Genomic DNA, 12108 nt, shown 5'->3' with positions numbered 1-12108 from the left:
GTCCCGTCTTCTGACAAAGGAAGAGACCATGCAAGGAACGCTTTCCCCGCGCGCCGCGCCTGCCGTCGATGCGGCGGCGCAGCAACGCCGTCGCGCCATCGTCGCGACCGTGATCGGCAACGGTCTCGAATGGTTCGACTTCACCGTCTACAGCTTCTTCGCGGTCATCATCGCTAAGCTGTTCTTTCCGACCGGCAACGAACTCACTTCCGTGCTGCTCACCGTCGCGACGTTCGGCGTCGGTTTCTTCATGCGGCCGGTGGGCGGCATCGTGCTCGGCGTCTATGCCGACAAGGTCGGGCGCAAGGCCGCGCTGTCGCTCACCATTCTGCTGATGGCTGCCGGCACGGCGCTCATCGGGATCGCGCCGACCTACGAACAGGCCGGCATCGCCGCGCCTCTGCTGATCGTCGTCGCGCGGCTGCTGCAAGGCTTCTCGGCCGGCGGCGAAATGGGCGGCGCCACCGCGTTCCTCACCGAATACGCGCCGCCGGAGAAGCGCGCGTATTACTCGAGCTGGATCCAGTCGAGCATCGGCTTCGCAGTGCTGCTCGGCGCCGCGACCGGCACGTTCGTCACGACGTCGCTCGACACACAGGCGCTGCATAGCTGGGGCTGGCGGCTGCCGTTCCTGCTCGGGATCATCGTCGGGCCGGTTGGCTACTTCATCCGCAGCCATATCGACGAGACGCCCGCGTTCAGCGCCGTCGAATCGCAGGCGAAGGAAAGCTCGCCGCTGAAGGAAGTGCTGTCCACCTACCCGCGCGAAACGTTCGCGAGTTTTTCGATGGTCATCCTGTGGACCGTCTGCACCTACGTGCTGCTGTTCTACATGCCGACCTATTCCGTACGCACGCTGCATCTGCCGCAATCGACCGGCTTCGCGGCCGGCATGGTCGGCGGGCTGATGATCATGTGCTGCTCGCCGATCGTCGGCCGGCTCGCCGACGTGTGGGGACGGCGCGTGTTCCTGTCCGGCTCGGCGCTCGCGATCCTCGTGCTCACGTGGCCGATGTTCGCGTGGATCAACCATGCGCCCGGGTTCACGTCGCTGATCGTGTTTCAGGCCGTGTTCGGCGTGCTGATCGCGACCTATACGGGGCCCATCCTCGCGGCGTTCGCGGAGCTGTTCCCGACCAAGGTGCTGTCGACCGGGCTTTCCGTTGCGTACAACTTCGCGGTGACGATCTTCGGCGGGTTCGCGCCGTTCCTGATCACGTGGCTCATCGCCCGCACGGGCAGCAACATGGCGCCCGCCTTCTACGTGATCCTCGCGGCGGCCGTCAGCTTCGTCGGAACGCGTTTCGTGAAGGATGCGAAGCTCGCTGCCTCCATGACTCGATAAGGATATTTCTCCATGACCATTACCGTGCTTCAAGGCGGCAACGTCCTCGACCTCGAACGAGGCGTGTTGCTCGAACATCATCATGTCGTGATCGAAGGCGAGCGGATCGTCGAAGTCACCGATCGGCCGGTGGATTTGCCGAATGCGCAGGTGATCGATGTGCGTGGCAAGACCGTGATGCCGGGGTTCATCGATTGCCATGTGCATGTGCTGGCTTCGAATGCGAATCTCGGGGCGAATGCAACGCAGCCGAATATTCTCGCGGCGATTCGGTCGTTGCCGATTCTCGATGCGATGTTGTCGCGTGGGTTTACCAGCGTGCGGGATGCGGGTGGCGCGGATTGGGCGTTGATGCAGGCGGTCGAGACGGGGCTGGTTTCAGGGCCGAGGATTTTTCCGTCGGGGAAAGCGTTGTCGCAGACCGGCGGGCACGGGGATTTTCGGCCTCGGGGGATTTGCTGGAGCCCTGCTCTTGCTGTTTCAGGACGGGGGCGATTGCGCGGGTGGTGGATGGGGTTGAAGGGGTAAGGCTCGCCGTGCGTGAGGAGATTCAGAAAGGCGCGACGCAGATCAAGATCATGGCTTCAGGTGGGGTTGCTTCGCCGACCGATCCGATTGCGAACACGCAGTATTCGGAGGATGAGATTCGGGCGATCGTTGATGAGGCTGAAGCCGCGAATACTTATGTGATGGCGCATGCGTATACGGGGCGGGCGATTGCGCGGGCTGTGCGATGTGGCGTGAGGACGATCGAGCACGGGAATCTTGTGGACGAGGCGGCGGCGAAGCTTATGCATGAGCATGGGGCGTTTGTGGTGCCTACGCTTGTGACTTATGACGCACTTGCCAAACATGGCGCGGAGTTCGGGATGCCGGCTGACTCCGTTGCGAAGGTGGCTTCCGTGCAGCAGAAGGGACGAGAATCGCTGGAGATTTATTCGAAGGCCGGTGTGAAGATGGGGTTCGGGTCGGATCTGCTTGGGGAAATGCACACGTTTCAGTCCGGCGAGTTTCGGATTCGGGCGGAAGTGCTCGGGAATCTGGAAGCGCTCAGGTCAGCGACGACTGTGGCGGCGGAGATCGTCAACATGGCTGGGCAACTGGGGGTTGTTGCCGCTGGTGCGATCGCCGATATGGCCGTGCTCGATGGAAACCCGCTCGATGATATCGGCGTCGTTTCGGGTGAAGGTGAGCAGGTTGCGTTTGTGCTTCAGCGTGGGAAGGTCGTGAAAGCGCGGGACGGTGGGCGTTGAGGCGTCGTTCGCGAATTCTTGCGGACATTCGGGCCGTCGGTTGAATCCGGATGCCTTCGAGTGAAGCGAATCCGTTCGATCGCTTTGGCACACGCGATGCGATCGTGACAATTGTTGAAGGTGGCTGTCGGTGCGAATCGCAACATTCGCGGCGATGGCCAGGGCGATAACGCCCCGGCGGTCAGTCGCGTTCGTGCAAAACCTGGAGTCAGTTCGCGCGCGCCGCATCAAGCGGCGCTTGAGCTTTAAGCAAACGGGTCTTGCCGGTCCTCGTCATGGTACGGCTGCTCTCGCAGCGCAAGCTGGCTGTGGTCTGGCGTGATCGTTATTTGCCGCGTGTCGTAGTTCACGCTGAGGTAGACACGGTCGCCCGGTTGGAATCCAAAGATCTTGAAGTCGATATCAATGGCCTGCATCCATGGCAGATACGGCCAGCCACGCTTGGGAAGGTCCGGGTAGTTGCGGAGGACCAACTCAAACATCTTCTTCATATCTACCGGTTTGTTCTTCTTGCGACGTGACTTAATATTGGCGTCAGCCATTTCCGACTCCTGTGACGAGTTGGTTGTGGTCAGCGGGTCGTATGGGTTGCAGCCCATACGGCCCGCGCTTTTTGTTGCCTTGGATTTCCCCTCTTATTTCTCCCCTTCGCTGTGTCTTGTTGGGCAAGACGATTTCTTTCGACCATCGGGGCGAAGGGTGCTGCGGACTACTCCGATGGGCGAGAAGCAAGGCTTCATGACCAGTGTAGTCGCGCTGGCATCTCAGAAATGGGGAATTGAGGGGGACTGGCTGTTAGGTATAGGGGCGCGCGTGATATGGGCTCATGTTGCAGGTCAGTAATTTGGCGATCCTTGTGCCCTTCTAATCTCAAAAACTGGCGGACCGATCTGTAATTCTCCACGGATCCACGACTCGAATACAATGTGTCAATAACGATTTATCTTATTGCGCCAACCAATCGAATAATGGCACACTGCTAGTCAATACAATAAACCGGGGATCACATCTTGATTACCACCCAATACGGCACATTTGCCACACGCATGATGACCATCCTTCGATCAAGGTAGTCTCTGCTCATCCAACTGGTTGCCACCTTAATTTCATCGATAGTGAACGATAGATCGCAGCATGGGCGATTTTTGTCGATTTACGTGTTTAAAGGTTGATTTATGAAGATCAGCGGCATCGCCATACGAAATTTTAGGCGACTCGAGGATGTTAAAATTGACATCGAAGAGCGCGAAACAATCTTTGTTGGACCAAACAATAGCGGCAAGACGTCTGCCACTGCAATATTTCGCTGCTTCCTCGGGGGACGTGATTTCAAGATACACGATTTCTCGGTTGCACGGATGATCGATTTTGATGCATTTATCACCACCGGAGATGCAGAGCGACTTCCTAAAATTAGTCTTGATCTATGGTTCTCCATAGATCCGGAAAGCATCGCCTTCGGTAGGGTTTTCACGCTGCTTCCCAAGCTATCGGATTTCACCCGAGTCGGTATCCGACTGTCCTATGAAATCGCAGACGTAAAGAAACTGCGCGAGAGTTATGATGCCGCCTATCCAAAACAGAAGGATGGGACACGTGTCAAGGCGCTATCGCAATATCTGGCTCTCGAAGGGAATCTTGGACGCCACTGCACGACCCGCTATTTTTCGCTTGACGAGCAATCTGAGACTGGAGCTCCGCCTGAGATCATGGCCGACGAACTTGACTCAGAGGAAGGCAAGCGGCTTCTAAAGCATCTTATAAAGGTAGAATTCGTCGACGCTCAGCGCAACATCAACGACGACGACAGTAGCCGAAGCAACCGGCTGTCATCCGCGTTTTCGGCCTTTTACCGAAAGAATCTCGAACAGGCTGGCCCCGCAGCCGATGCGCACAGTGTGATCGACGAAAACAACAAACAACTGACCGATCACTACGCAAAACAATTTGAACCGCTGATTAGTCTTATCAAGCGCCTCGGAGTCCCGTCAATTAATGATCGTGAACTGCGAATCGTCTCATCCCTTAGTCCGGAAACCGCATTGCGCGGAAGCACGGAGTTGCTCTACGTCGACCCGAACCGACAGCATGAGCTTCCCGAGCTATACAATGGCCTCGGCTTCAAAAACCTCATCTACATGGCCATTCAAGCTAGGCATTTTCATTCTCAATGGGTGATGACCGTCGAGAATAGACCGCTTACCTTGCTGATCTTCATCGAGGAGCCCGAAGTTCACCTCCACGCACAAGTCCAACAGACCTTTATCTCCAATATTTGGCAAGTAATCAACCAGTCTGCCGAGGCATCGGGCGAGCCCGATCTTGTGCCGCAGCTAGTCGTCACCACCCACTCCTCGCACATCATGGAGGCAGTGGATTTCGAAAAGGTTCGCTATTTTCGGCGCAGCCATACCAAAGGAGAGACCGCCGCGATCGGGATCCGAAACGCGTCCGAAGTCAGCAGTCTTCGTGCGTTCCAACCTGAAGCAGAAACGATCGATGGTAAGCTCGTGTCCCCCTCAGAGTCGCTGGCTTTCCTTAAACGCTATCTACGTTTGACCCACTGCGATTTGTTCTTTGCCGATGCGACTGTTCTTGTCGAGGGCGCTGTCGAAAAACTGCTTATGCCCGCTATGATCGAAAGTGCCGCAACGCGGCTGCGGACCACATATCTCACGGTTCTGGAGGTGGGTGGTGCCTACGGCCACCGCTTCGAGGGCCTGCTTAGCTTTCTTCGAATCCCTTATCTCGTCATCACCGATCTCGATTCAGTTACGCCCACAGGCTATCCGAGCGCCTGCCGGGCAGATGTTGCCGGTGCACGGACTTCCAACGCATCCCTCAAGAAATTCTGTGATCAAACAACCATAGCTGGCCTGATGGCTTTGACCCAACGCGATAAACGGCATGTCGGAAAGGACCGTTGCATCGCGTTCCAGACGGATGTCCTAGTGACCGACGGCTCAGTCACGCAGACGCTTCGCCCGCGCACCTTGGAGGAGGCAATTGTCTACGAGAATTTTGGGCTGTTCCGTTCCGGCAGGCTCTCGATCGGCATTCCCATTCCTGCCACTCTCAACGACGCTTATCAGGACGTCTATGATCGAATCCGCTCGGACAGCTTCAAGAAGACCGACTTTGCCATGGACATATTGGCGTACGCCGAGGAATGGACTGTACCTAGCTATATTGCTGAAGGTTTGCATTGGCTCGAATCACGCCTGTGCCCGCCGGACACCGGCAGCAGCGGCTACCCTGGAGATGACATAGCATGAGCGCCTGGGTTGAAAGCGCAGCGGATGCGCTCGTCCTGACCTGCCCCTTCGATAGGGCCACGGAGCTTCTAGTAAAGTCCTGTTCAAACATGCTCCTGCAAGACAGGAGCGCCTACTGGTGCCGGATGCTTCGCCGCGAATTCGGCCGGCGACTGGTAGTTCAATGCGCTGTGCGGCCGTGCCTCGTTGTAGTCCCGGCGCCATGCCGACACCACGGCCCGGGCGTGGGCGAGCGTCGTGAACCAGTGCTCGTTCAGACACTCGTCACGAAACTTGCCATTGAACGACTCGATGTACGCATTCTGCGTCGGCTTGCCCGCCTGAATCAATTTCAACGTCACGCCGTTGGCGTAGGCCCACTGGTCCAGCGCGCGGCTCGTGAATTCGGGTCCCTGGTCCGTGCGCAACGCTTTCGGGTAGCCCCTGAAGCGCGCCACCCGGTCCAGCACGCGCGTCACATACCGACCCGAGATGCCGTGGTCCACCACGATCTCGACCGCTTCCTTGGTGAAGTCGTCGACAATGGTCAGGCACTTCAGGCGACGCCCGTTGGACAATGCGTCCATCACGAAATCGAGGGACCACACCTCGTTCGGCGTACTCGGCAAAGCCAGCTGCTCGCGCTCGACCATCACGCCGTGGCGCCGTCGCCGGCGCCGCACGGCCAGTCCGGCCTCGCGATACAGCCGGTGCACGCGCTTGTGGTTTACGTGCCTTCCTTCGCGCGCCAGCAGCGCGTGTAGCCGCCGATAGCCGAAACGCCGCCTCTGGTGCCCCAGCTCGATGAGGCGCGCCTTGAGCGCCTCATTCTCGTGGTCCGGCTGCGCTTCATAATGCAGCACGCTGCGCGAAAGCCCGACAAGCCGGCAGGCACGGCGCTCGGAGACATTGACCTTCTGCCGAATCGCCGCGACCGCCTCGCGCCTGGCCTGCGGGCTCAGGGCTTTCCCTTCACGACCACCTTCAGGGCTTCCATATCGAGCATCGCCTCGGCCAGCAGCTTCTTCAGCCTCGCGTTCTCGGCTTCCAGCTCCTTGAGCCGACGGGCTTCCGACACCTCCATGCCGCCGAACTTCGCGCGCCACGTGTAGAACGAGGCGTCACTGAACCCATGCTTCCTGCACAGCTCCTTCACCGGCAGGCCCGCCTCCGCTTCCTTCAGGAAGCCGATGATCTGTTCTTCCGAAAAGCGCTTCTTCATGTCCGTCTTCCTCTCCGAAAACGGACTTTACTAGATTCCGACTGGCCCGGTTTACGGGGAGCAGGTCACAGGTTTTCGGAGGAGTGCGACAAGCCGAACAGATAGACGATTCGCCTTCCCGCCCAGGCAACTTGTGTTGAATGAGGGAAGGTGAAGAACTCTCGCTCAAGCTGGAACAGTCTGTCAGAGAGTGCGAGGAATACGCGATGATTGTTGAGCTGCAGAATTTCCCTCTCGGTCGTTAGCAGCCGTTCTCTGAGTTCAGTGTCTGTTCGAAGTATTGGAGAACCGGACTCGGGTGCCGAGATGATGCGAACGACCTGAGGTTCGACCTTTGCGTTGACCACGTCATTCAGAGCGTTCTCGACCGTGCCGACGGTGTCACTGCTGACACGTTGTGTATGACCGGCGCTGACGCGTGTTGCGGCGTTGAGTACCTCTATGAACTGCACATGACCCGCAAGATATTCGGCCAAGAGCGGCTCGAGTTCTCCCTTGTCATCGACTTCCAGTCGATAGAGTTCACGCCTCCTTGCGAGAGTCTTTTGCAAGGCATCAAGCCCAGCTCTTTGAGACGATGGAACGAATTCTTTGATGCGTTCGTAAACGTGCACCCGCACAAAGTCCCTTGTCATGCCCTCCGCCACTTCCGGCGTTGATGCTATGACCTGGATGACGGCTTGAACCGCGCTCCAAGTCCTCGATATCTTGAGCGTCAGTTTCTCAGCTGTCATTTCGGTCAGCATCGGCACACCGTGACTGAGCTTGACCCACTTGAGATCGATGTCGTCAATTAGATAGTCGACCCTCAGAACCCTCGCTATTGCCAGCATGAGAGTCACTTCGTCGAACGACAAGTCTCTAGGATCGTAAGTCTCGACAATGCTGACCACGTTCGGTACCTCCGGCAATCGAAGGACGTCTCTCAGATAGCGTTGCTGAATTTCCCGACGAGGATTCGTCTGACTTACGCGGATCAACGGAGAGTCCTCGCTGGCGAAGGTGTTGATTTGATCACTATCAGTCCCGGTGTACCAGTGAAGCTCGACTCCTGGATGGTCGTCTCGAAGCTTTCCCAACTCCATCCGCTGATCCCCTGGGCTTAGTTGAATGCTCACACGTCCCGCCCAATCGATCCGCCCGATCTGGATGAGGTGTTGCTGAAACGCTTGGAGGGTGTCAGCCAGATCAGTGTCCTTTAGTGCTTCCGTGAGAGCGGATTCAATCGGAGAAATAAGTTGAGTCGCTTCTTGGATTGACTCGCGAGTAAGAGCCTCGCGCCCCGCGGTCGGCAGAAGGAAGGGCAGATCAGCAAAGCCGCCCAGCTGATAGTGAGTCGGGAGCGGAATTGGTGCGAGACCGAATCTCGATCGGAGCCCCATCACCTGACCGGCCCCGTTCCTAAGCCACGCTCCACCAGGACTCGCCTCTCCGTCGATCATTAGCTTGTCGATAACGACTGCCACCTGATTGCCATCAACCAGCACGCACGCCTCGAAAGCAAACCGTCCTGTGTTCAGTTGCTTTGTGTCGAGGGCTCTCCAATTCGCTCCGATGCCCGCAGCAGATCTGACGTCTTGTTGGCTAAGCAATTCCCCGTTTAGAGACGGTTTCAAAAAGGCCCCGTGGGGCTGTTAACTTTCGCGGTGAGCTGTTAACCTCAGGCATCGGAACAACCGAGACTGAGGAGATGGCCAAGCCGATCATCGACGATGAATTGTGGACACTGATCGAGCCGTTACTGCCGCCACCCAAGCCGCGGCGCGAGAAGAACCCGGGCCGCCTGCCTGTTTCGAATCGCGCCGCGCTGACCGGCATCCTGTTCGTTCTCAAGACCGGACTACGCTGGCGCGACCTGCCGGCCGAGATGGGATGCGGCTCGGGCGTGACATGTTGGCGCCGGCTGCGCGATTGGCAAGCAGCCGGTGTCTGGGATCGCTTGCACGAGCTACTGCTCGCAAAGCTGCGCGCAGCGGACCAGATCGACTTCTCACGAGCCGCCGTCGATTCATCATCGATTCGCGCCGTTGGGGCAGGCCAAAAACTGGGCCAAACCCCACCGATCGCGCGCGACCCGGTTCCAAGCACCACATCGTCACCGACGCCAACGGTACGCCGCTCGCCGCGATCCTGACCGGCGCGAACGTCAACGACGTCACGCAATTGCTGCCGCTGATCGACGCGATTCCGCCGATCCGCGGATTGCGTGGCCACCCATTGCAGCGGCCGCGTGTGGTCTACGCGGATCGCGGTTACGACTCCGAGCGACATCGGCGCGCGTTGCGCGATCGCGGTATCGAGCCAGTGATCGCCAAGCGCCGTACCGAACATGGCAGCGGCCTTGGCAAATATCGCTGGGTCGTCGAACGCACGCATGCCTGGCTGCATCACTTCCGTCGTCTCCGTATTCGTTTCGAGCGCCGTGCAGACATTCACGGCGCGTTCCTCAAACTCGGTTGCTGTCTGATCTGCTGGAATACCCTTCGGCGGGCCGATCAGTCTTTATGAAACCGTCTCTTAGCAATACGGGAACCGTGAGGAACCGAACGAACGGCGCTAGGTAGTTCCGCAAAGCCTGGACGTTGATAGGTGACGTCGGGCTGATTTGTGCGGTGAGCTTCGTCCCAACTTCGATGGACGAATCAAGATTTTCCAGCGAGATGCAATCCTGACCGATGGACAGCTGACTCTTGAGGGCGAAGGTACGGATGCCTGTGGCCTGATCCATCGCACGAGTATCGATCTGCAAACGATCACAGACACCGAAGTTGGCCATTGCACCGATGCCAAATGTTCCGATGACACCTGCTGCGCGAGCGGCATCATTGTTCTTCCCTGAAGATCCAGCGCGCCAGAAGTTCTCTCGTAGAACTTTTTCGGTCATACCGATGCCTTGGTCCGAGATCTCGATCTGGTCGGGCCGTGCTGTGATAACGATCTGATACTCGGAAGGAGATTTTTGCTCTCGGTTTGCACGCATGAGAACAGCGTCGTACGCGTTCTGCACGTTCTCTCGCGCCATCGCGTAGGGAGAATCGTAGATCTGCTTGGAAAGAATCTCCAAAACACGGGACGTATCGACTTGGAATGCAATTTGTGTCATTTAGCGGCCTCCTCCCAGTCGTGCGCGGGCTTGATCAACGCTTTGTCGAACAGCGGCATCTTGATTCATGGTGACGGTTTCAGATTCGATCAGCGCACGCAGCTGTGGTCGATGGCCAAGCTGATATTGCGCTTCCATCAATGCAATGAGTTCAGCGTTCGACTGCGGAGGGCTGCAAAGCCGCTCAATGTCTTCCCACTTGTCGAGTTCAAGGAGCGCCTCTACGGCGACTCGGCGGGCGAGGGGGTTCGATAGATATGGCAGAACGATTTCAATCGCAGGCTGAGCCTTGCCGCCCCTTAACAACCGGACTGCTTCACTCGCCGCTTCAAGCGCGAGCTTTTCGTTGACCGCTACCTGCGCTGCCTGACCGGACTCGTCACCGCCGTTTTGGACAGGCGGCACATCCATGAGAACTGGACGCCTCGCATTTGGTGAAATCTTCAACTCGAAAGACATCGATGAACCTCCGAACTCCGGAACGTTCGCTGGCCCCCAAACAGGCGAGCTGAAATTAGAGTTTTTCATGTCTCGAACGTGCAGCGAGCATTGGCCCGTTGCCGTGTCGACACAGACAAGGTTATAGGCCCGCATCCGGCCCGATGGGAGTGTACGAGGACCTCCGCATAACGTTCCTGCGCTGATCACCGCAATTGCTTTCTCGTTGTCAGCAGTGAAGCGGTGCTCGATGAACTGAGGTCGATGCTGATGGCCGTGAAAACCCAGCGCGAAGCCTCCGTCCATCAGGCTCTGCAAAAATTCAGCCTCGACATAGTCTGAATCTTTCGGGCCTCCGGCGAGGTTGTGATGCCACACGGCGATCGAAATACGTCCAAGCCGCACTAAGTCTGCGACATCGCGAGTCGCGCCGGCAATGCAATCAGGGTGGATCCTGCCGCACCGATTGAAAAGGCCGTTGTCGCAGCAGCTGGACAGTCCCGCTACGACAACACCCAGCTCAGGGAAGTCGTGCAACGAGAGTTGTTGAGACGGTTCAAGCGAAAACCTGCGGCGACCCTCGTAGAACGAGTCGTAAAATATAGCGAAGGGCTTCAGTCGTTCCGCATATTCATTCCGATCCGAAATCCTACGAAGAGAAAAGTCAGCCCAGACCCACCTCCAAAGCGACTCATCTTCTCCAAGTTGCCTCGCAATCAGTTTGCGTCGGACTCCGTCTGTCGGAATGTCCTCCGGAACTGTGCTTCTAAGAACATGAGGGTGGCTGATGTCGTGGTTGCCCGGCACTATGACGATGCGATCCCGGTTGCCCGAGAAGAATAAATCGGAGAGGTCAACTAGAAAGCTATACGCCTCGTCATACTGAGCCCTCAACGCCGCATCGCTACTCGAATCGTCCTTTGTTACACCGTAGACGATGTCGCCGCTGACGATTGCGATATCTGGTTGGGGCAGACCTTCGGCGATGTAGCGCTCCCGATCAAGGCGAAGGGATTCGAGAAGTGAGCGGGTGGTGAGCCCACTGCCAGAGTCACGATGGAGATCGGAGATATGTAGAAAGGTAACCATGCCTAGTCTACTGCCCAAAAATAAGTTGCCCACGTGGGCCACAGTAGAGTATCAAGTCCTGCGCGTCAGTACGGCGTGGCGTAGGGTCAAATGCGGTCTTGATGCTCGCTCGCAGCCCAAAAATGGCGTCGCGTTGACTGGCGCTCGAGGCTACCACATGTCTGACATTTGTGTCTCGGTAACCCGAGGCTAGAAGTCACGTCACGATTACCGGGCGCGGGACCCTGCTCCAGGGATTTGTAACGCAGGATACCGATTTCCGTTGCTTGGCTTGAGCCCGCCGAGGTTCTCCCAAGCCCAACGCTGCTGCCCCACCCCATGTTTCGTGGCACCGATCCCTTCAGGCATCCAACGTTTGGCGGAGAGTTCTCACCGCAGACCGTCTGCTTTTGGTTTACTCCCCG

The 12108-nt window shown here is 57.7% G+C and carries 8 protein-coding genes and 1 pseudogene; 4 read left to right on the top strand and 5 right to left on the bottom strand.

Features of this window, described 5'->3' with window-relative positions; all coding sequences use genetic code 11:
* Positions 1 to 28: 28 nt before the first annotated feature.
* Both BBJ41_RS31575 and BBJ41_RS31570 read left to right on the top strand, forming a co-directional pair.
* Entirely contained in the window at positions 29 to 1345 is a 1317-nt protein-coding gene (locus BBJ41_RS31575; protein WP_069750068.1) for an MFS transporter, read from the top strand.
* Positions 1346 to 1357: 12 nt separating this feature from the next.
* A pseudogene (locus tag BBJ41_RS31570) lies at positions 1358 to 2598 on the top strand (metal-dependent hydrolase family protein).
* Positions 2599 to 2843: 245 nt separating this feature from the next.
* Here the strand turns inward: BBJ41_RS31570 and BBJ41_RS31565 are convergent.
* Entirely contained in the window at positions 2844 to 3140 is a 297-nt protein-coding gene (locus BBJ41_RS31565; RefSeq protein WP_069750467.1) for a hypothetical protein, read from the bottom strand.
* 633 nt (positions 3141 to 3773) lie between these two features.
* On the opposite strand from BBJ41_RS31565, the gene BBJ41_RS31560 reads away from it, so the two are divergent.
* Positions 3774 to 5873 (top strand): ATP-dependent nuclease, encoded by a 2100-nt coding sequence (locus BBJ41_RS31560; RefSeq protein WP_069750067.1) that lies wholly within the window; start codon positions 3774 to 3776, stop codon positions 5871 to 5873.
* An 83-nt stretch (positions 5874 to 5956) separates the two neighbouring features.
* Here BBJ41_RS31560 and BBJ41_RS31555 read toward each other — a convergent pair.
* Both BBJ41_RS31555 and BBJ41_RS40810 read right to left on the bottom strand, forming a co-directional pair.
* Positions 5957 to 7074, bottom strand: a protein-coding gene (locus BBJ41_RS31555; protein ID WP_370512851.1) for an IS3 family transposase whose coding sequence is annotated in 2 segments (ribosomal slippage) — positions 5957 to 6816 and positions 6816 to 7074 — 1119 coding nt in all. Because the reading frame shifts where the segments join, the coding sequence is not laid out codon by codon here.
* A 65-nt stretch (positions 7075 to 7139) separates the two neighbouring features.
* Positions 7140 to 8561, bottom strand: a complete 1422-nt coding sequence (locus BBJ41_RS40810; RefSeq protein WP_156814913.1) for a hypothetical protein — start codon at positions 8559 to 8561, stop codon at positions 7140 to 7142.
* A gap of 203 nt (positions 8562 to 8764) precedes the next feature.
* Here BBJ41_RS40810 and BBJ41_RS39840 point away from each other — a divergent pair.
* Positions 8765 to 9582 (top strand): IS5-like element IS402 family transposase gene (locus BBJ41_RS39840; RefSeq protein ID WP_085954470.1). Its coding sequence is split into 2 segments (ribosomal slippage): positions 8765 to 9113 and positions 9113 to 9582, totalling 819 coding nucleotides; the frame shifts between segments, so codons are not numbered across the junction.
* Here the strand turns inward: BBJ41_RS39840 and BBJ41_RS31540 are convergent.
* On the bottom strand, positions 9521 to 10177 hold the full coding sequence (locus BBJ41_RS31540) for an ATP-binding protein (protein ID WP_069750065.1): 657 nt from the start codon (positions 10175 to 10177) through the stop codon (positions 9521 to 9523). The genes BBJ41_RS39840 and BBJ41_RS31540 overlap by 62 nt on opposite strands.
* Positions 10178 to 11704, bottom strand: coding sequence for a metallophosphoesterase family protein (locus BBJ41_RS39835; RefSeq protein WP_083282032.1), 1527 nt, complete (start codon positions 11702 to 11704; stop codon positions 10178 to 10180).
* Positions 11705 to 12108 lie beyond the last annotated feature (404 nt).

Origin of the sequence: Burkholderia stabilis, from assembly GCF_001742165.1 — a bacterium.
Taxonomy (GTDB): Bacteria; Pseudomonadota; Gammaproteobacteria; order Burkholderiales; family Burkholderiaceae; genus Burkholderia; species Burkholderia stabilis.
This window is presented reverse-complemented; position numbering and strand designations above follow the sequence as displayed.